Genomic DNA, 19,672 nt, shown 5'->3' with positions numbered 1-19,672 from the left:
GGACAAAAGGTTGAGACATCTTAGAAGGAGGACACATCATGGAAGGAACAATGAACGAAGATGCAGTGATGATGGAGAAACAGAAGCAGAAGCATCCGAAAGGCTTATTCCTGCTCTTCATTACGGAAATGTGGGAGCGCTATAGCTACTACGGTATGCGGTCTATTCTGATCTTATATTTGACTGCTGAATTGATCAGTGGAGGGCTCGGTTTTGATGAAAAAACAGCCTTGATGTTATACGGAATCTATACAGGACTCGTCTACTTTACTCCACTAATTGGGGGGTACTTGACGGATCGATTGATGGGCTTGAGGACGGCCATCACAATCGGTGGTATCACGATGGCAGTCGGAGATTTCACGCTCTTTGCCGTGCAGGAACAATGGGGATTATATCTTGGACTTCTCATGTTGATCATCGGTAATGGTTTCTTTAAACCGAATATTTCAACACTTGTCGGAGAATTGTATACGAAGAATGATCCTCGTAAAGACTCTGGGTTCACGATTTTCTATATGGGGATCAACTTAGGTGCATTGATTTCACCGCTTGTAGCGGGATTGATCTATGCGAACTGGTTTGCTTCGACGACACCGACTGGTATTGAAGTATTTGGATTCAAATATGCATTCTTAGCGTCTTCTATCGGAATGATCATCGGACAAGTCACATTCAATCTACTATCTAAAAAATATCTCGGCGATATCGGAACGAAGCCTGCTGCGTCTAAAATGAAGCCGTCACCAGAGGCGAGTGCAAAGCCTTTGACGAAAAAGGAAAAGCAACGTACAGCCGTTATTTTGATCCTTGCTTGTTTCACGGTTGCCTTCTGGGCAGGATTTGAACAAGCTGGTGCATCCTTTACGCTTTATACAAGGGATTTCATTGATCGTACTGTATTCGGTTACGAAGTACCCGTATCGTTCTTCCAGTCCCTGAATCCATTATTTATCTTACTGTTTGCGCCAATCGTTTCAATCCTCTGGTTGAAACTATCCAAAACGAAACGTGGCGATTTTGCGATTCCGACAAAAATGGCGTTTGGTCTGATTTTACTTGGATTAGGTTTCATGGTCATGGTGCCAGCTGTCATGATGACAGGTAGTGATGCATCAAGTACGGTCAAAGTATCGATGATGTTCATGGTCGTCACCTACTTGCTTCATACACTCGGTGAGCTTGCACTGTCACCGATAGGTCTCTCTCTTGTCAGTAAGATGGCTCCCGTCAAGATCGCTTCTTTACTGATGGGGGTATGGTTCTTGAGTAATGCGGCTGCCAACTATCTGGCTGGTCATATTGCCTCGTTAACAACCGAATTCGGTTATCTAGAAATCTTCATGTATCTTGGAGGAGCAGCACTTATACTTGGTTTGATCCTGCTTGCACTTTCCAAACCGCTTCAGAAGCTGATGCATCTGGATGAAGATGACGATGATATTGAAAAAGCAGCGTAAAATCGTTTGAAAAAGACTTATTTTAACGAAAGATAGATGTAAATGGTGCAAAACAGAGCGCGACAGTAACTATAGTCGGCTCTGTTTTGTCATTTTGGATAAGGATTTAGATATTTCCCATAAAAATCGGGTTATTTCCAATAAAAATGAAAATTTATAGATCAGTTTTTTGATTTTCCCATAAAAAAAAAATTATAGACCAGATTGAGAAATGATAGAACTGAACCTTCACTATGTATGAAATTCAGATTCCATGCCACATTAAGGGTTAGACATGCATACAAGGAGGGAATGGTATGGGTTTTTATGTCCTTTGTGATTATGATGAACCGGACCGTGATTCGTACCGGGGTATTGTGGTCATTGATACGACGACCAACCAGGAAGCGCATCGCTTCAATTCCGGCGTTTTCCAACAAGATTACGAAGCGTATCAAAACTGGCTGAAAGAAACGGATCCATACTTCTATGAAGGGGAGAGTGTCCTCAACTTCATCGAGGAAGGTCAGGAACATGACGCGTCAGGTGATACGGAACTCTATACGTAAAACGCAACCGCTTAGAGCAGATCTAAGCGGTATTTTTATTGTAAAAATATACCTATTTTCCGAAAAGCCTCTCTACTAGCCCTGTCCTCTATCAACACTACTACATAAAATAATAGGGAACTCTGAAATGATAGGAGGTAAACCAAAATTATTATGAGTTTTCTACCAGATCAAATCGTCATACGTTTCTTCCCGAGTATTCCTAGCAGTCGTGCATTGGAAATTATCCAATTGGTAGGAGGAACGTTGATTGATCGAATTCCTCAAATCTACGTTTATGTCATTGAAGTAGACCCAAGTCGTATGAACATCACTCTTCGTATCCTCGCCAATTTTCCAGAGGTCGACTATGCTGAATTCAATGGTTTGATGTTCACACAGCTCACTCCGAATGATCCTCTTTTCAACCAGCAATGGGGCTTGTTAAAAATCAATTCGACTAGAGCCTGGAACGTCACCCGTGGTTCTTCTCTTCTTAAAATTGCCATCCTCGATACTGGGGTAAATGCAGGTCATCCCGATTTAAATGAAAAAATGGCGCTGAATGTGAACTTCTCTACCTCTTCAACATCACAGGATATCAACGGACACGGAACACATGTTGCTGGTATTGCAGCAGCGGTCACTAGAAATGGAATTGGAATAGCGGGTCTCGCAATCAATCCAAAAATATTGAACATCAAAGTACTAGACGACAGTGGTAGCGGTTCATTTAGTGATGTCGCGAAAGGAATCGTCAACGCGACCGACAATGGTGCAAAAGTCATCAACATGAGTCTCGGCGGACCTTCTTTCAGTAATACCGTCCAAAGTGCCGTTCAATATGCAGATAGCAATGGTGTCATCCAGGTCGCTGCAGCTGGGAATGACAATGCTGACGATCTGTTTTATCCAGCAGCTTATCCGGAAGTCATCAGTGTTGCCGCTCTGGATCGTGACAATACGAAAGCGTCATTCTCGAACTTCGGTTCTGCGTGGGTTGATGTTGCAGCTCCTGGTATCGACATCCTTTCCACCTTGCCTACGACGACTAATATGATGGGGCAAACGGATTACGGTTATCTTTCCGGTACCTCGCAAGCCGCTCCTTTTGTCAGTGGGTTAGCCGCTCTGATGGCATCCCTCGAGCCAGATGCAAGTAAAGTTCGAAATGCGATTGAAACGACTACAGTACCAGTTCCTGGATCGGGTACGCTCTATCAAAACGGTCGGATCAATACGTATGCCGCATTGTTGAAGATAACGAATCAATAATCCTAGTTAGCAATTTTCAATAGATTGGAGGTGAACAAATTGAGAGAAACTTCTGATCGACTCATCGTATGTGTGAAATCCCGAGTTTCTGAAGAAGAAGCACGACGAATGATTTCAGATGAAAATGTTCGAATCATAAGAGAAATTCCTCAACTAAATGCTTATGTATTAAGGGTGCGACCGGGTTCCATAAATGGCATGAAACGTCGATTTGAAAACAAACCCGAAGTGGAATATGCAGAAGTGGATGAGACGATGTCGATACAGCTAGTTCCAAACGATCCACTATTCAATCAGCAATGGGGTCTTCTGAAAATCAACTCCACAAGAGCCTGGAACATTACTCGTGGCTCTTCTCTCCTAAAAATCGCTATCCTCGACACTGGTGTGAACGCTGCCCATCCCGATCTAAACGCAAAAATTGTCTTGAACGTGAACTTCTCCACCTCTTCGACTTCCCAAGATTTGAATGGACATGGCACGCACGTAGCTGGAATAGCTGCAGCTGTCACCCGAAACGCAATTGGTGTTGCAGGACTTGCCATCAACCCGAAGATCATGAACATCAAAGTACTCGATGATAATGGGATCGGCTTTTTCAGTGATATTGCCAGTGGTATCCTCAATGCTACAGACAATGGTGCAAAAGTCATCAACATGAGTCTGAGTGGTCCGACTGCCAGTGCTACCGTCCAAAATGCGGTTGTATATGCAGCGAATAACGATGTCATATTAGTTGCAGCAGCAGGGAATGACAACACATCCGCACAATATTATCCTGCAGCTTATGCACAAGTCATCAGCGTTGCTGCGGTAGACCAGAACGATGCGAAAGCATCCTTCTCGAACTTTGGGGCTAGTTGGGTAGATGTAGCTGCCCCAGGAGTCGATATACTATCGACATTACCGATTACGGCAAACTCAACAGGTCAGACGGATTATGGAACGTTGTCCGGGACATCGCAATCCGCTCCTTTCGTTAGCGGTCTTGCCGCCTTGATGGCTTCGCTTGAACCGGATCCCACAATTGTCCGGAATGCGATCGAATCAACGGCAGTTCCTATTTCCGGGACTGGCACCCTTTATGAGCATGGACGTATTAATGCTTATGCGGCGCTCCTACAAATTACCGGTCCTTAACGAGGTTCCAGGAAAAACAAACTCATGACGCAATATACGTACTAAGCCTCATTTTTTGTAATGTGGATGGTTTTTACAAGTACATTCACGCTTCTTATATTACACTGAGGATATCCTGGTGAAAGAAGGTGAATGGATTGAAAGATGTGAAAGTACGTATTGCAGAGTTAGCGGAACAGGACAAGTCCGAATTAAAAGGAAATGACGTGACTGTAAGCGGCTATCTCGTTGGAAAAGCTGAAGAACCGTTGGAGGATGGCTTCAACTATCCTTTCATCGATGAGAACATGTATAGTGTACTGGTCAAATCGAAAGAAAAGCTGGACCGGCTTGAAAGAGGGAAATGGTTTCATGTTACAGGGAAATTGGACAGCCTAGAACAGCAAGAGATGCATGTCATTTCTGACACAGATGTTGAAGAATCTGATGAACAAACCGAACCACCACAAACCCCAAGACGTTTTTCCTCTTCCGTCAAAAAAGTCGTAGACGGCGATACCATCCATCTTGAAAAGCCTGTGTTAGGGACGACAAAGGTCCGATTCGTTTCCATCGATACCCCAGAAACGAATTATCAGGGAGCTTCCCAGGGCTATTATGCGGAAGAAGCTACACGGCAACTCCAGAACCTTTTACCATTAAGCGAAAATGTAGAAATTGAAGTAGGCGATGAACCCTTTGATCAATATGGACGTCTATTATCGATCGTCATAAAAGAGAATAAAAACATCAATAAGGAAATGATTGAGCTTGGTATGGCCGTTCCGTACTTCATATATCCGAACTTGGATCACTTCAAGGATTATGGTGAAGCCGTCGTGAGAGCGAAGGAAGCAGGCAAAGGCTTATGGAACCCTGAACAACCGATTGATGAGCTTCCATACGAATTCCGTTTCAATAAGCGTGGAGGACCGAACAAGTTTGTCGGCCACCATGAAACGAAGAAATATGTTGAACCGGATAAATGGGAGGAGATCCCGATTGAACACCGTGTCTTTTTCTTGAATGAAAATGATGCGGTTCAAGCAGGTTATGAAAAAGCAGAAAACCCGAAAGAATGTTAGATTATGAAAGGACTTCCGAATGAACGGAAGTCCTTTTTCAATCATTTGAATAGTGCTACAGCACGGTCAGGGTCTGCAGGTCCATCATGGTCGAGTGCATCAAATACAAACTGGAAGGCAAGAGGGTCTTGCGCGATGTTTTGATGTTCGATCTGGTCGTATGGGTAGTAATCCTGAATCGTAATGTTCACGACCTTCTTATCGGGACCATTCAAAAAGGCTGAGGTATAGGGAACGACAACTTCATCGTTACGGGTTGTGACGACCGTATACGAGGTGTCACCTGGTGTCTCGTCGCCTTTGTTGAGGTTCGTTATAAAGTCAGAACCTGTAAGCTGTTGATGACAGGCTGTACAGGAGGCCACGTCTGCACCGGTGGTCGTCAGTTCAGTGAAACCTGCGACACCATCTGTCCCATGGTTGGAAGGGACAAGACCGACGAGATCTTCCACCTGGTCTGCGCCTCCTAGGTATTTCATGTAATAACGAGGCATCATACCGCCTTGGCTATGACCGACAATTGATACCTTCTCTGCGCCGGTCAGCTCAAGCACGTTGTCTATGAACGTCTTCAGTTCCGCTGCCGATTGTTCAATGGGACCGGATGCAGGAATCCCGTTTTCGTATCCATAGTTCAGCGCGAATACACAATATCCTTTTTCTTTTAACATAGGGGAAAGATTGATGAAATTCCTTTCCATCGTTTCAAAAGTACCTGGTACGAGGACAACCGGTTCAGGGTGTTCCTCACTTGGACGGCATTGTGGATCATTGGCACCTGGTGGCGGAGGACCTTCCTCTTCACTAAGGAAATCATCCTGTGAACCATTTTCAGCCCAGACCTGTGAATGCTCCGTTCCAAGCAAACTTAAGAAAACCAACATCGAAATGAACAAGCTTATTTGTTTGACCATTGGATCTCCTCTTTTCTTTAGAATGTAAAAAAAGGAGACACACATAAATCCACTAGTGAATTTATGCGCGTCTCCGTGTCTCCTAGCATAAGTGAATATGAACTTAGTCATAATTAAAACATGACATTGAAAGCGTTGTCAAAAGGAAACTTATGGTTCGAGAGGTAGTCTTGGAGGGTATGGAATGGAGAATAGATTATATAAGTAGAGGAGAGAATCGGTCATGTCATTTGAAAATAAAGTCGTTATCGTGACTGGCGCATCGAACGGAATTGGGAGAGGAATCGCCATTGAATATGTGAGCGCTGGAGCGCGTGTGGTACTTGCCGATATGGATGATCGAGCTGGTAGGGAGCTTGAAAAAGAACTGTCGGAAAGAGAAGGGAAGGTACTCTTCATCAAAACAGATGTACGGGAAGAAGCCGATGTGGTCAATTTGATGGTGCAGACGATCCAGGAGTTCGGCAGCATCGACATCCTCATCAATAATGCGGGGGTAACCGTCTTCAAGTCACCATACGAACTGACGATTGAAGAATGGGATGATGTGCTGAATACCAATCTAAGGAGTGTGTTCTTGTGTTCCCGTGAAGCTGCCAAAGTGATGAAAGAACAGGGCGGCTCGATTGTGAACATCGCTTCGACTCGAGCGGGGATGTCTGAGCCGAACTCAGAAGCGTATGCAGCCTCCAAAGGTGGAATCGTTTCGATTACACATGCGCTTGCCCGTTCTTTTGCAGAGGATGATATTACCGTCAACGCGATTTCACCAGGATGGATTCAAACGGAAAACTACGAGCAGTTGAGAGACATCGACCATGACCAGCATCTTTCCAAAAGGGTCGGAAAACCCGAAGACATTGCCCGAGCATGTCTTTACCTGACAGATGAACGGAACGATTTTGTAAATGGGGAGAATATCATCATCGACGGTGGAATGACGAGGAAGATGATGTACGAACACTAATTGAATTGAGCCAGGATCCTTTGGGGTTCTGGCTTTTTTTGATGTTGTAAAATTGCGGTCCTATTCCCTGAGTATTATCAGTTGCGTCCCTTTCGTTTATAATGTGGTAAAACGAATGGGGTGAGCGGAGTGAGTGATCTAATTTTTCAATCGGTGTACCAGACGATGATCGAGCGTGATACAAGATATGACGGTAAGTATTATGTCGGGATCCGTTCAACGGGAATCGTCTGCAGACCGTCTTGCCGGTCGCGCCTGCCGAAGCCGGAAAACGTGATGATCTACCCTTCAGTGGAGGAAGCGCTCAAAGCAGGCTTTCGCCCTTGTAAAAGATGTAAGCCGGAGACTCCGTCATCGCATGGACCGGATGCAGAGATTGCCGATGCAGTGCTGAAAAACATCAGAGAACGGTACCGGGAACCTCTGACCCTTGAGAGGATTGCTGCCGAACTTCTCATGAGTCCGTATCATTTGCAGCGAGTCGTTAAACGTGTGACAGGTTTGACCCCGACCAAACATGTACAAAAATTTCGTGTAGAACAGGCACAAATTTTATTGAAGTCAACGGAATTGAATGTTGCGGAAATTGCATACGCGGTCGGATTCAAAAATGCCTCTCATTTCTCAGCAACATTTAAAAAACTGACAGGCTCAACGCCGAATGAATATCGACTAGAACCAGTTGGAGGTGGATGAAGGATGAGCAACGTGTATTGGGGAACATTTCAGCATGCTGTTTTTGAAGGACGAGATTTATATGTAGCTGTGACGGATCAAGGGCTATGCCGAATCACTTGGCCGACTGAATCGTTTGAGACATTGAAGGGATGGACCGAAAAACAGGTACCAAACGCTCAATTGATTGAGGATGAGGAGAAAATAGCGGATTTTAAACAGCAACTTGCTGAGTATCTGGATGGTAAGCGTGACGCGTTTTCAGTTCCGATCGATTTTAAAGGAACGGCATTTCAGACCTCTGTCTGGCGAGCGTTGACAGATATTCCGTTTGGAGAAACGCGAAGTTATTCTGAAATTGCAGATGCCATAGGGAACCCGAAAGCGGTCAGAGCAGTCGGTACAGCGAATGGAGCGAACCCGGTTCCGATTGTCGTTCCCTGCCATCGTGTAATCGGTAAAAGCAACGCTCTCACCGGTTTTCGTGGAGGACTTAAAACGAAAGAACGATTGCTTCACTTGGAGGGTTATCATGACTTTACACAACAAGGCCATGCCAGATTCCAATTCTAAATCGAGTGTAACGATTTCAACACCTGGGCTTTTCGATTTTGAAGAAGCCTTGGTGTATTTGAATCGCTCATCCCTGGAGTGTATGCACCTAGTAGGAGATGGAGCAGTCTACAAGCTTTTAGAAGTGGATGGGGAGTACACGCTCATTAAGATCAACACCAATAATGAACGTGAATTACAGATCAGTTGTTTGAACAGGACACCGAGTTCCTATGAACCCATCAAAGCGTATGTGAAAGACTGGTTGGATTTGCGAACGGATATGGCACCTTTTTATCGGATGGCTAAGAATGACCCCATATTAGGTGCATTGACTCAAGATTATGCCGGCTTGAGAGTAATCGGGGTACCGGATCTTTTTGAAGCGCTTTGCTGGGCCGTGATTGGGCAACAGGTGAATTTAACATTTGCTTATACTGTGAAAAAGCGGTTAGTCGAATCCTACGGGGACTCCTATGAATGGGATGGGCAGTCTTTTTGGCTGTTCCCGACACCAGAAAAAATTGCGGAATTAACCGTGGAGGATTTGAAGGCACTGCAGTTAACCGGCCGAAAAGCGGAATACATCCTACATATCGCAAAGTTGATGTCTGACGGTGAGCTCTCCAAAGACACTTTAATGGAGATGGAAGCTGAACGAGCAGAAGAAAAACTACTCAGCATCAGGGGGATTGGTCCGTGGTCAGCCCACTATGTGATGATGCGTTGTCTTCGTGATCCTTCCGCTTTTCCAATTGGCGATGCAGGCTTACATAATGCGTTGAAGCATCTCTTAGCAAGGAGTAAAAAGCCTTCTTTAGAGGAAATCCGTTCCATATTCAAGCCTTGGAAAGGATGGGAAGCGTACGCGGTGTTCTATTTGTGGAGGAGTTTACACGGGTAAATGTAAGCTAGCTCACACTTTGAGCATCAAGCTTTGCATCGTACAATGTCCTGTGATACATTCGCATTGTACCAACCGGTTGGTTTTGTTCTGTCGTTGAATAAGTGTCCAATGTTCAGAGGCCATTGGACACAACCGCATCCTAGGAGGTGGCAGCATGTCTACAAAAAAATTGGTCGTTTACTCTGATTTCATTTGTCCATTTTGCTACATCGGAAAAGTGAATGCAGAACGACTGCAGCAAGAGATTCCGGGACTGGAATTGGAGTGGAGAGAGTTCGAGCTTCATCCAGAAGGTCAACCAGATTCGACAAGCCCTTATATGAAGCAAGCGTATGAAAACGTCAAGATGCTTGCGGATCGCCATGGAATCGACATGAAGCCAGAAGTGTTGACGGAAGTGACAAGCGATTCCCGTAAAGCTTTGCTTGGATTTGAATTTGCGAAGGACCAAGGAAAAGAAGCGCAATATCGCGACACGGTTTTCCATGCTTATTGGGTGGAAGGCAAGAATATTGGTCATGATGACGTATTAAGAGAAATTGCAGAGAAAGTATCACTAGATCCCGATGAACTTCTTCATGCAATTGAGAATCCGGTTTATCAGAACCGACTCATCGACTCCATGCAAGATGCACAAGCACAAGGTATTACAGGCGTTCCGACGTATCAGTATGGCGAAATGACATCCGTCGGTGCACAACCGATTTCTGTCTTGAAAAGAATGATTGAAGCTGAAAATGAAAAAGACGGAGCACAAGGGCTTTATTGTGGACCAGATGGTTGCTGATTTTTGAGAGAACCTTGAATGAGGAAATTTCAGTATGTTATGTTTGAATTGTACCGACTGGTTGGTAGGAGTCGGCAATTGAAAACTGAACAGGTGATAATTATGACGACAAAGAAAGAACACATCATTTCAACAACAGCTGAATTGATCCATTCAAAGGGATATGAAAATACAAAGCTCAGCGACATTCTTCATTCAGCTGACATAGGAAAAGGGCAGTTTTATCATTACTTCTCAACAAAAAAAGATTTAGGGATCGCAGTCGTGGACCAATTCGTCCGGACCTGGGAGCAAAATCTCATAGTAGCAATTCTCAAGTCAGACAAGCCTTCGGTTGAGAAGCTGAATGAAATGCTTGATTGGGCGGTTTCGTATCATGAAAAATCAGCAAGCTTTCGTGGCTGCCCGTTCGGAAACCTTGCACTCGAGATGAGTGAACATGATGAAACCTTCCGTGCCAAAGTCAATGATCTATTTGAAAAGTGGATCAACAGTCTTGCGGAAGTTTTGAAAGACTTTGTGGGAGAAGACAAGGCAAGACAACATGCACAAGCGGTTGTCGCCCAAATTGAAGGCGGCATCCTGTTGATGAAGAATTTTCAGGATCTAACGATTCTACAAAATATCGTCGAGAATATAAGAACGCAATACGTAAAGCATTGAAAGGGGAATTCAGCAATGATTGAAAAAATTACAGCTGTATCAAAAGGTATGAACACAACAGGTAAATCTCACGATCACACCGTCGTAATTGACGAACCAGCAAACATGGGTGGTACCGATGATGGTGCCAATCCACTTGCGACACTGCTCATCTCACTTGCAGGTTGCGAAAACGCAATCGCAAACTTTGTTGCAAAAGAGATCGACTTCGACTTGCAAGGAATCGATTTTGAGATCAACGGAGACATCGATCCAAAAGGAATGATGGGAGACAAGAGCGTTCGTCCTTATTTCCAAAAGATCACGGTTAACGCAAAAGTTCAAACAAGCGAGTCTGAAGACCGCATCAAGGAATTGCAAGAAATCGTCGACAGCCGTTGCCCGATCTATACGACAATGGTAGCAGCAGACGTTGAAATGGTTCCAAACTGGGAAAAAGCATAACTTTTAATAGATGAAGTCCCTTCTCTTTTGAAGGGGCTTTTTACTTTTGACGGAAAGTGGAGTAATCTAACATATATCCTACATAAAGCGGTGAAAAAATGACGAATTTCAATACACTAGGCATTACAACTACCTTTATTGATAAATTGGCTGCGCAAGGTATCGTTGAACCTACTCAGATTCAACAAGACACCATCCCGTCGTTGATGAAAGGAAAAGACGTCGTTGGTCAGGCGAAAACTGGTTCAGGTAAAACGATCGCCTTCCTGCTTCCGATGATTGAAAGGGTTCGAGTGGACGATCCTCGCATTCAATCCTTGATCCTCGCGCCTACACGTGAGCTTGCTCTGCAGATTACATCAGAGCTTGGAAAGCTAACGAAGGAGACCGGCATCAAGGTCCTAGCGGTGTATGGTGGACAGGATATCTACAAACAAATGAAAGTACTCGAAGATGCTGTACACATCGTTGTTGGAACCCCTGGTCGAGTTCTGGATCATATGCGAAGAGGGACGATTGATTTATCCACCGTTTCCATGCTTGTATTGGATGAGGCTGATCAAATGCTCCAAATCGGTTTTTTACAAGAAGCGGAAGCCATTATTGATGCCTTGCCAATGGAACGGCTGACAGCACTATTTTCTGCAACGATGCCTGTTGAAATTCTGAAGTTGACGAAGCGATATATGAACAATCCAGATCAAGTCATGGTGGCACTCCGTGATTTGGACATTCATGAAATCAAGGAGTATGTCGTTGAAACGACGGATCGTAAAAAACAACAAGCCCTTCTGAAAACGATCAAGACTGAGCAGCCGTTACTTGGCATCATCTTTTGCCGGACGAAGCGGCGGGTGACGAAGCTGAATACTGCCCTTCAAGAAAAGGGTTATCTAACGGATGAGCTGCATGGTGGTTTGACTCAAGCTAAGAGGGAAGAAGTAATGGAACGTTTTAGAGAAGGTCAGATTCATTTACTTGTGGCTACTGATATTGCTGCTAGAGGACTTGACATTGAAGGTGTAACGCATATTTTCAATTATGATGTTCCGCTTGATGCTGATAGCTACACGCACAGGATCGGTCGAACGGGACGTGCTGGTGAGACTGGGGTAGCAGTGACGTTTATTGCACCGAAGGATCTCTCTACATTAGCTTCGATTGAAAAAGGAATCGATAAAAAAATTGAGCGAGATAAGTATTAAAATGGACTGTTCCCCATTCATTAATGTGCGATTTTCGTCACAATATTCCCATGCAGAAAAGAGTAAAATTATGTATGGAAATCAAGCAAGGGGGTAGTTCGACCATGAAAAAACTCTTTACTAGTGTACCACTTTTTTGGTTGATCTTAAGTGATGAAGTTTTTGCACAGACTCCATTGAATGGAACAGGTCACACGTTTTTTATGTATTTAGTTTCAAGTATTCCGATCTTTTTTTATTTGATTTTAATCTATATTTTCAGTGACTATAAAGTACTCTTTTGGAGAAAGCGTGCTATGTCTTTAGGTGCTCAGTCATCTGGAAAAGTGACTTCGATAAAAACGTACCGTAAATTATCAAAGATCAAAAATCGCATATCCATATGATGTTCAAGTCTTATCACAATGAAGTGGTAAGACTTTTTTATATTTACGATTATTTTGTGATACTGCAGAGATTTTATGATTACCGTAATTTTCCCTATGCACCAAGTGTTACTCAGGTTTCTTTTGTTCAATCATGCAAACATTAAGAAGGCAAAACCTTCAATAAAGGAGATCAGTGCATGAAAAAACAGATCGTAACCTTAAGTCTTACTGCTGTCCTGTCATTAGGTGCTTTGGCAGGATGTAATATGGATACAGACAATAACGAAGAAGGTATGCAACTTAAAACGGTCAATGATAATCGATACAACAATGATGACCTGCGTACTCGTATGAACAATGATCGGTTCCGTCCGATTTGGTACGGTGGTCAAGGGCAATATCGATTAGAGGTGCCGTTTTCTGGGGAAATGAGAGGTAATGGTCCGCAGTACCGTGGTCAAAACGGTGGAGGTATGCCTGCTGATCGAGGAAATTACCAACAAGCTGATCCACAGCAAGGTCAGGATCAGCAAAAGACCCAGCCATCTGCAGATGGTAAGACAATGAGTCAAATTGAACGAGAAGTGGTCGACCTGACCAACCAGGAAAGAGCGAAAAATGGACTACCGAACCTGAAAGCAAGTTCTAAGCTTGCTGAGGTAGCTCAAGCGAAATCCGATGACATGTTGGAAAATGGATACTTCTCTCACAACTCACCGAACTACGGCTCACCTTTCCAGATGATGCAAGAGTTCGGCGTATCTTACCAAACCGCAGCTGAAAACATTGCAGCTGGTCAGCAATCGGCTGAACAGGTTGTAAAAGATTGGATGAACAGCCCAGGACACCGACGTAACATCATGAATCGAGAGCTTACCCATATCGGGATCGGGCACGCGACAGGTGGAAACCAAGGATCGTACTGGACACAGATGTTCATCGAGAAATAAACAAGGAAGAGACTGGATCGCATGCGATCCAGTCTCTTTTATTAGTGCCTGGTACAGATCGAGAAGCCTTGGCGCTGTAGGGGTGCAAATCGGTGCCAGGCACCAATTATGAACCCTTGCGGCTGTAGGGATGGATTTCTATACCTGGCACTGCCCTATAAATAGTACCGGTAGCGTTCGTAAGGGATACTGAAGAATTGCAGATCCCATAACGGAATTCGCGCTGTATACTTGTCCCAGGATGCCATGAGCAGGATTGCCATCACAGCAACCTGCGGTGAGAAGATGACGTAATCGAAAATCCCTGTCAAAAAAATGACCGGAAGCGACAACAAAAATGTATCCAAATTCAAGCTCTGATACTTGATCAGGAACAGGGATGATGCTTTATAGATGTTAATCAGTACGACAACGATCAAAGCGACGCCGCCTAATGCTCCATATTCTGCGAACATCGCTAGAAACAGATTGTGGGCATGTGGTATCTCTTCATGGAACATGTACACATATTCTTCTCTAAAGCCTAAAGGTGTCATTCCGAATAACGGATACTCTTGCCATAGATCAAAGGATTTTTTCCAGATATCTTTTCTTGTTTCGGCTGATTCAAATAGGTTTTCATTTCTCGGCATCCATTCCAAGATGAATTTGTATTGGACGGCTAACATCAATGTGAAGAGGAGTGTGACCACCTTGTTCCATCGAAAGCAAAAAAGGACGAAAATAATCGACATTGTGGCAAAACCGGCTCTTGAACCTGTAAGAATGATCGCATGAATGATTGCTATTATCGCGATGGACTGAAAGCCGACTTTTACATAAGCGGCATTTCTTAGGTTCTTCAACAGCTCCGCCAATAGAAAAGCGAGTCCTAAAAGCAAGATGGTTACCGAAAAATTCGGATTGTATGCAGCACCGATCAGCCTCGGGTAATGGTTTACATCTCCGACTCCGAGTAAGGCTGTGCCTGCCAGATAGTTCTTAATAGTTGGATGGATGGTCACTTCTTGAAAGGGATACAATCCATAAAAGTATAAGCATCCATAAATCGTGATCCATTTATAGACGGAAAAAGTTTTCATAACGCATTCTTTCGTTATCTTAATATATAAACCAATGTAGGCGAGCATTAGAGCTGATACAAGAAAATAAGAGTGATCTTTCATGACCACTCCTGCTCCAAGCGATGAAATGAACATACAGCAAAGCAGGAATAAACCAGGTGTCAGGTTTACTTTTAACCTGTTTTTCCACGCTTTATTCAACGAATAACAACCGATGAGAAGCATTAGGGTTACGCCCAGCGGCGGTAATAGGAAGCACAGGATGATACTGATTGTCATGAAATGCTTCTTGGCAAAGACGGATAGAGACATCATCATTGAAAACCTCTTCTTCTAAGTGATGAGATAAATTTATAATAATCATCATACAAAAGTGGAAGTAAGAAGAGTCCGATTTTACAATAACAACATAATAACTTTACGATGTCTAAATCCTAATGTACCTTCATGTTTCGGTACCAGGTACCGATTCAGAACCCTTGTCGGAGAAGGGCTCCTGATCGGTGCCTGGCACTCTCAAACAAATCGCGTGGCTCAGGGGGTCCTAGACAGTGCCAGGTTCGGTCCCGTGAAGGTACTGTGGTATAGTCGACTATAAAGAGAATAGAGGGGGGCGATACATATGATTTCATTAACGAAAATTGAGAAGGAACTGAATGACTACTTCAGAGTGAAGGAGTTACCTGAAGATCCGGCGTTCAGCCGTTTCATCCCGATGGTTTACGACCCAATCGGTTTTGATTGGAGATCCTTTTTTGAAGAGGATTTTGTCCAACGGTTCAACGGCGTTATGATGCGGGGGAGCGAAACGGTCAAAACGGTATACCTTGCTGTTTTTCCGACGGATGAGGTGTTAGAAAGCTTCATCCAACAAGCGGAGGAAGGAGACCTCCTATTCATGCATCACCCACTTTTGATGGAATGCGGAGATCCGAGAGGAGCATCTGGAAGAGGGTTCGTCCCGATCAAGGAACAGTACATACACCAACTGAAAGAAAAGAAGCTTAGCGTCTACACATGTCACGTGCCAATGGATTATCATGACGAACTCAGTACCGGTTTGGCAATTGCTGAAGCGCTCGATGCGAAGGTGACAGACCGTTTTCTCCCTTATAAAAACACTGGTTACGTAGGCTTGATTGCAACCATTCAAGAAACGAATACGAAAACACTCGCGCATAAGCTTAGAGATATTTTTGCAATTCCATATCTGGATTTTGAAGGTGTGCACCACGAACAGATTGAAAAGGTCGCTATCGTAGCCGGGTGTGGAGATTCGGTCGAAGCGATGAAAGATGCAGAGGACCGGGGTGTACAAGCCTACATAACAGGTGAAGTCCATTGTCATATTGATAACGAGTATGGACAGAAGAAGTACAAAGAGATGATGAATTATGTGCCAATTACCAATATGTCATTGATGGGTGTATCCCACTCGTCCTCTGAATTCCTCGTTATGAAAACTCAAATGAAAAAATGGTTTGAGGATCACTTCCCTTCAGTGAATGTTCGTTTACTTCATCAACACAAATGGTGGTTGTAATGGAGAACGGAACATATACTCGAATAATAAAAAGGGAATTCGACTGACCTAGGGGGGGTGAAACGTTTGAATTGGGCAAAATCGAGCGTCAACAGATGGAATGAACAAGCAGCTTGGTGGGATGAGATGGAATCGATTTGGCAAAAAGGACCACGTGCTGAAATTCTAAAATTCTTCTTCAATTTCATCGGAAACCAACCTCAGAAAATCTTGGATCTTGGGTGCGGTCCTGGTGTAAGCACGAAACGCATGAACCAGTCAGGTCATTGCGCAATCGGTGCTGATCATTCACCAGAAATGGTACAAAAAGCGGGCACACGTGGTGTGGAAGCCCATGTGTGTACCGATAACAGACTTCCATTCCCCGATGAAGCATTTGATGTCGTCTTTGCCTGTACATCCCTGGAATGGACGAATCAACCACACGAACTGATAAAAGAAGCCTCGCGTGTCTTGAAAAAAGACGGTAAATTCGTAGCGGTCACTCTTGGCCCATATGCTGTACCGAGAACAAGTGCATATGATCGCCTTTATGGAAAAGAGGTTGTCCATAACATGATGATGCCGTGGGAACTACATCGGCTTATGGAAGAGCATGGCTTTACACATAAAGAAAACTACGGGGTGTATTCCGGAAAGAACAGGCCGGACTCCAATATCATTCCACTTCTCAAAGACAATTGGGTTGCCAAGTCCTCCTTATCTTTCTTGTATGCGTTTGCTGCAACCAAATAAAAAAGCTGACCAACAGGCCAGCTTTTTTTCATTACACTGCTTTCGTATTTAGCTCCACATCAATGTTGTTCCTCGTTGCTTTTGAGTATGGACAAACTTGATGAGCCTTCTCGACTAATTCTTCTGCTTCCTCCTGGCTGACGCCATTCACTTCCACATTCAGTGTCACACCAATTTTAAATCCGTTATCACTCGGGTCCTTCATGAAACTGACATCAGCTGTAACAGATGAATCAATGTCCTTTTTTGATTTGGAAGCGACGAGGTTGAGCGCTCCATCAAAGCAAGATGCATATCCAGAAGCAAACAATTCCTCAGGGTTGGTTCCCTTCTTATCCGTGTCGTCCGTCGGCATCACAAGATCATGGTCGATCTGTCCTGTGCTGGACTTCACATGGCCTTTTCTTCCGCCTTTTGCCGTCGCATGTGCTGTGAATAATACATCACTCATCTTAAATTCCTCCTCTTTTGCTACAAACATACACTTCTAATGTTCCTCTAATATCGCAAATAAAAACATTCGATGGTTCTGGATTACACAGTCTTTTATACGACTTTTGTATAATTGTTAGAAAATTTTAAAAAAACTATTGAATTGAAAGGGCTTTCATGGTAATTTCTTAAATAACGACAATCGAAACGTTTCGATAAATAGCGCATATGAACCCAAAACTAATGTTTGTGCATCTAAGAAGCTGATGTCTAGTACATAAGTAACACCTGTGAAATTGTGAGCTCTAGTATCTTTAATTAATCGCTATAATCACTATTTGTTAAGCTTTTTAACCGAATTGGAAGTCATGAGCTTCAAACTGTCTACATCTGAAATCTTATACGGATTTCATTTGAAGAATTTATCGATACGTTTCAATCACATCGATTTTCCATATCATCAGGTTTATCTATTTTCCAAAAGGAGGTCCGTAGGTCTTAGGGGATCACAGGAACATGTGTAGGGAAACGACTAAAAAATTACAAAGTGAGGGATTCAATTGAAAAGCAGTAAATTGTTTCATTGTATATTTGTAGTTTTGCTTAGTTTTGCTGTTGTGTTGACGGGTTGTAAGAGTAATGAACCAGCCGGCTCAGAAGGATCGGAGAACGAGAATAGTAACAAAGAATCATCCGAAGATTCCGGTGATAAGGTCACCATTACATATGGTACATGGCAGGATGAAAAAGAGGTGGATCAAGTCATCAAAGCTTTTGAAGCATCCCATCCCAATATTGAAGTCAAATTGGATAAATCACTTGGGTGGCCGTGGAATGAAAAATTGTCCGCTGCAGCTGCAGCAGGTAAGCTTCCAGATGTGTTTTGGACATTCGGAGTTCCGACAGCTGTAACGAACGGATGGCTGGAAGATTTGACGCCTTACTTGGAAAAAGACGAAGATTATGATCCTGAAAAAACATTTGAGAGTATTCTGAACACCGCCAATTATGAAGGTCATCAATACGCGATGCCACATTCGTTACACGCGATTGTTATGCTGCTCAACACGGACTTGTTTGAAAAAGAAAATGTCCAGGTCCCAGATAGCAGTTGGACATTAGATGATTTACGGAAAGCTTCCGTACAATTGACGAATTACAATGAGCATCAATTCGGATTCCTGAACCCACGTGCCTATCGTGAAGTACTCCCGGTTCAATTCGACAATTCCCTGGAATGGGGTACTTGGGATGGCGAACAATACAACTTCAGTTCTGCAGCTTATGTAGATTCACAGAATTACATCAACACACTATGGAGTGAAGATAAAGTTAGTCCGGATTTCTACGAGCAAGCGGAAAGAGAAAAGTGGTATGGAAAGGACAAGGACCCTTGGACGCTCGGGAAAGTGGGAATTCGATATGACGGGACATGGGGTCTTACAGGAAACAAAGAAAATAATAAATTCAATTGGACAGTCCTCCCGATTCCTGGTATTGAAGGAAACCGCCTTCCTCTAGTCGCTGACTATGTCGGGATCTCCAAAAGTTCAAAACATAAAGAAGCATCGTATGAATTCTTGAAGTGGTTAACGCTGTCAAAAGAAGGCTGGTTTGACCGAAAAGACGCAGGTGTTCCTGTGGCAAGAAGTATTCCACTTGTCAACGATGAAGAAATTTGGGACGCGTATCTGAGTGATGAAAACGTTCCAGAAGAGATGAAAGAAATCATTAAGGAAATTCCAAATGGTACAGTCGATCCGTTGAAAGCACATCCAGGTTATACAGAAGCCTTGAATATCATCGGACCTATGAATGAAAAGTTCGACAAGGGTGAAGCAAAGCCGAGTGATGTTGGACCTGAAATGGAAAAGAAAGCGAATGCGACCTATGAAAAAGCGATGGAAGAATTAGAAAAAGCTATAAACAAGTGATCGAACGAACTTGAAAAATGGATGGGGCTTATTACCTCCCCATCCATTGTATTTTATATCACACTA

Annotated in this window: 20 protein-coding genes; 17 read left to right on the top strand and 3 right to left on the bottom strand. The window is 43.6% G+C overall.

Translation table 11 applies throughout. From position 1 onward, the window contains the following. Nucleotides 1–38 precede the first annotated feature (38 nt). From ACSVDE_RS13765 to ACSVDE_RS13745, 5 genes are all read left to right on the top strand, one after another. Entirely contained in the window at nt 39–1,460 is a 1,422-nt protein-coding gene (locus ACSVDE_RS13765) for a peptide MFS transporter (protein ID WP_439301443.1), read from the top strand. Between the two features lie 296 nt (nt 1,461–1,756). Then, complete coding sequence (locus ACSVDE_RS13760) at nt 1,757–2,008, top strand: hypothetical protein (protein ID WP_439301442.1); 252 nt, start codon at nt 1,757–1,759, stop codon at nt 2,006–2,008. A 153-nt stretch (nt 2,009–2,161) separates the two neighbouring features. Next, nucleotides 2,162–3,262: a S8 family peptidase gene (locus tag ACSVDE_RS13755; RefSeq protein WP_439301441.1), complete on the top strand. Its 1,101-nt coding sequence runs from the start codon at nt 2,162–2,164 to the stop codon at nt 3,260–3,262. Nucleotides 3,263–3,301: 39 nt separating this feature from the next. Beyond that, entirely contained in the window at nt 3,302–4,402 is a 1,101-nt protein-coding gene (locus ACSVDE_RS13750) for a S8 family peptidase (RefSeq protein WP_439301440.1), read from the top strand. 146 nt (nt 4,403–4,548) lie between these two features. After that, a complete protein-coding gene (locus tag ACSVDE_RS13745) occupies nt 4,549–5,466 on the top strand; it encodes a thermonuclease family protein (RefSeq protein WP_439302006.1) in 918 nt (305 codons plus the stop codon). A gap of 41 nt (nt 5,467–5,507) precedes the next feature. Here the strand turns inward: ACSVDE_RS13745 and ACSVDE_RS13740 are convergent, their stop codons facing one another. Beyond that, nucleotides 5,508–6,380, bottom strand: a complete 873-nt coding sequence (locus ACSVDE_RS13740) for an esterase/lipase family protein (RefSeq protein WP_439301439.1) — start codon at nt 6,378–6,380, stop codon at nt 5,508–5,510. 223 nt (nt 6,381–6,603) lie between these two features. On the opposite strand from ACSVDE_RS13740, the gene ACSVDE_RS13735 reads away from it, so the two are divergent. The 9 genes from ACSVDE_RS13735 to ACSVDE_RS13695 all read left to right on the top strand — a co-directional run bounded on the left by ACSVDE_RS13735 (nt 6,604) and on the right by ACSVDE_RS13695 (nt 13,898). After that, nucleotides 6,604–7,347, top strand: a complete 744-nt coding sequence (locus ACSVDE_RS13735) for an SDR family NAD(P)-dependent oxidoreductase (RefSeq protein WP_439301438.1) — start codon at nt 6,604–6,606, stop codon at nt 7,345–7,347. Between the two features lie 129 nt (nt 7,348–7,476). Beyond that, nucleotides 7,477–8,043 carry a bifunctional transcriptional activator/DNA repair enzyme AdaA gene (locus ACSVDE_RS13730; protein WP_439301437.1) on the top strand — a complete coding sequence of 189 codons (567 nt, stop codon included), beginning with the start codon at nt 7,477–7,479 and terminating at the stop codon, nt 8,041–8,043. A 3-nt stretch (nt 8,044–8,046) separates the two neighbouring features. Next, entirely contained in the window at nt 8,047–8,595 is a 549-nt protein-coding gene (locus ACSVDE_RS13725; RefSeq protein ID WP_439301436.1) for a methylated-DNA--[protein]-cysteine S-methyltransferase, read from the top strand. Continuing rightward, on the top strand, nt 8,555–9,478 hold the full coding sequence (locus tag ACSVDE_RS13720) for a DNA-3-methyladenine glycosylase family protein (protein ID WP_439301435.1): 924 nt from the start codon (nt 8,555–8,557) through the stop codon (nt 9,476–9,478). Before ACSVDE_RS13725 ends, ACSVDE_RS13720 begins: the two co-directional genes overlap by 41 nt. Nucleotides 9,479–9,635: 157 nt before the next feature. Beyond that, nucleotides 9,636–10,268, top strand: coding sequence for a DsbA family oxidoreductase (locus ACSVDE_RS13715; RefSeq protein ID WP_439301434.1), 633 nt, complete (start codon nt 9,636–9,638; stop codon nt 10,266–10,268). Nucleotides 10,269–10,370: 102 nt separating this feature from the next. Continuing rightward, nucleotides 10,371–10,931: a TetR/AcrR family transcriptional regulator gene (locus tag ACSVDE_RS13710; RefSeq protein ID WP_439301433.1), complete on the top strand. Its 561-nt coding sequence runs from the start codon at nt 10,371–10,373 to the stop codon at nt 10,929–10,931. A gap of 15 nt (nt 10,932–10,946) precedes the next feature. Further along, on the top strand, nt 10,947–11,375 hold the full coding sequence (locus ACSVDE_RS13705; protein ID WP_439301432.1) for an OsmC family protein: 429 nt from the start codon (nt 10,947–10,949) through the stop codon (nt 11,373–11,375). Nucleotides 11,376–11,473: 98 nt separating this feature from the next. After that, nucleotides 11,474–12,580: a DEAD/DEAH box helicase gene (locus ACSVDE_RS13700; protein ID WP_439301431.1), complete on the top strand. Its 1,107-nt coding sequence runs from the start codon at nt 11,474–11,476 to the stop codon at nt 12,578–12,580. Nucleotides 12,581–13,145: 565 nt separating this feature from the next. After that, a complete protein-coding gene (locus tag ACSVDE_RS13695; protein ID WP_439301430.1) occupies nt 13,146–13,898 on the top strand; it encodes a CAP domain-containing protein in 753 nt (250 codons plus the stop codon). Nucleotides 13,899–14,053: 155 nt separating this feature from the next. On the opposite strand, the gene ACSVDE_RS13690 is transcribed toward ACSVDE_RS13695, so the two are convergent. Further along, a complete protein-coding gene (locus ACSVDE_RS13690; protein ID WP_439301429.1) occupies nt 14,054–15,280 on the bottom strand; it encodes an O-antigen ligase family protein in 1,227 nt (408 codons plus the stop codon). A 304-nt stretch (nt 15,281–15,584) separates the two neighbouring features. Here ACSVDE_RS13690 and ACSVDE_RS13685 point away from each other — a divergent pair, with 304 nt between their 5' ends. Together ACSVDE_RS13685 and ACSVDE_RS13680 are read left to right on the top strand one after the other, a co-directional pair. After that, nucleotides 15,585–16,505, top strand: a complete 921-nt coding sequence (locus ACSVDE_RS13685; protein WP_439301428.1) for a Nif3-like dinuclear metal center hexameric protein — start codon at nt 15,585–15,587, stop codon at nt 16,503–16,505. 66 nt (nt 16,506–16,571) lie between these two features. Next, the gene (locus ACSVDE_RS13680; RefSeq protein WP_439301427.1) at nt 16,572–17,240 is read left to right on the top strand and encodes a class I SAM-dependent methyltransferase; all 669 of its coding nucleotides are present in this window, start codon (nt 16,572–16,574) and stop codon (nt 17,238–17,240) included. Between the two features lie 31 nt (nt 17,241–17,271). Here ACSVDE_RS13680 and ACSVDE_RS13675 read toward each other — a convergent pair whose 3' ends face one another. After that, a complete protein-coding gene (locus ACSVDE_RS13675; protein WP_439301426.1) occupies nt 17,272–17,691 on the bottom strand; it encodes an organic hydroperoxide resistance protein in 420 nt (139 codons plus the stop codon). Nucleotides 17,692–18,232: 541 nt separating this feature from the next. Here ACSVDE_RS13675 and ACSVDE_RS13670 point away from each other — a divergent pair. Continuing rightward, on the top strand, nt 18,233–19,606 hold the full coding sequence (locus ACSVDE_RS13670; RefSeq protein ID WP_439301425.1) for an ABC transporter substrate-binding protein: 1,374 nt from the start codon (nt 18,233–18,235) through the stop codon (nt 19,604–19,606). Nucleotides 19,607–19,672 lie beyond the last annotated feature (66 nt).

It is taken from the genome of Pseudalkalibacillus sp. Hm43, from assembly GCF_051842935.1.
In the GTDB taxonomy this organism is placed as follows: Bacteria; Bacillota; Bacilli; order Bacillales; family Fictibacillaceae; genus Pseudalkalibacillus.
Note: the sequence above shows the minus strand (reverse complement) of the source record. Positions and strands in the feature narration are given on the sequence as shown.

What these genes read in the sequence shown, in the direction of transcription:
- ACSVDE_RS13755 (WP_439301441.1), top strand. Translation starts at nt 2,162, where the DNA reads ATGAGTTTTCTACCAGATCAAATCGTCATACGTTTCTTCCCGAGTATT.
- ACSVDE_RS13705 (WP_439301432.1), top strand. Translation starts at nt 10,947, where the DNA reads ATGATTGAAAAAATTACAGCTGTATCAAAAGGTATGAACACAACAGGT.
- ACSVDE_RS13720 (WP_439301435.1), top strand. Translation starts at nt 8,555, where the DNA reads ATGACTTTACACAACAAGGCCATGCCAGATTCCAATTCTAAATCGAGT.
- ACSVDE_RS13675 (WP_439301426.1), bottom strand. Translation starts at nt 17,691, where the DNA reads ATGAGTGATGTATTATTCACAGCACATGCGACGGCAAAAGGCGGAAGA.
- ACSVDE_RS13695 (WP_439301430.1), top strand. Translation starts at nt 13,146, where the DNA reads ATGAAAAAACAGATCGTAACCTTAAGTCTTACTGCTGTCCTGTCATTA.
- ACSVDE_RS13765 (WP_439301443.1), top strand. Translation starts at nt 39, where the DNA reads ATGGAAGGAACAATGAACGAAGATGCAGTGATGATGGAGAAACAGAAG.
- ACSVDE_RS13700 (WP_439301431.1), top strand. Translation starts at nt 11,474, where the DNA reads ATGACGAATTTCAATACACTAGGCATTACAACTACCTTTATTGATAAA.
- ACSVDE_RS13735 (WP_439301438.1), top strand. Translation starts at nt 6,604, where the DNA reads ATGTCATTTGAAAATAAAGTCGTTATCGTGACTGGCGCATCGAACGGA.
- ACSVDE_RS13740 (WP_439301439.1), bottom strand. Translation starts at nt 6,380, where the DNA reads ATGGTCAAACAAATAAGCTTGTTCATTTCGATGTTGGTTTTCTTAAGT.
- ACSVDE_RS13710 (WP_439301433.1), top strand. Translation starts at nt 10,371, where the DNA reads ATGACGACAAAGAAAGAACACATCATTTCAACAACAGCTGAATTGATC.
- ACSVDE_RS13685 (WP_439301428.1), top strand. Translation starts at nt 15,585, where the DNA reads ATGATTTCATTAACGAAAATTGAGAAGGAACTGAATGACTACTTCAGA.
- ACSVDE_RS13725 (WP_439301436.1), top strand. Translation starts at nt 8,047, where the DNA reads ATGAGCAACGTGTATTGGGGAACATTTCAGCATGCTGTTTTTGAAGGA.
- ACSVDE_RS13715 (WP_439301434.1), top strand. Translation starts at nt 9,636, where the DNA reads ATGTCTACAAAAAAATTGGTCGTTTACTCTGATTTCATTTGTCCATTT.
- ACSVDE_RS13760 (WP_439301442.1), top strand. Translation starts at nt 1,757, where the DNA reads ATGGGTTTTTATGTCCTTTGTGATTATGATGAACCGGACCGTGATTCG.
- ACSVDE_RS13690 (WP_439301429.1), bottom strand. Translation starts at nt 15,280, where the DNA reads ATGATGATGTCTCTATCCGTCTTTGCCAAGAAGCATTTCATGACAATC.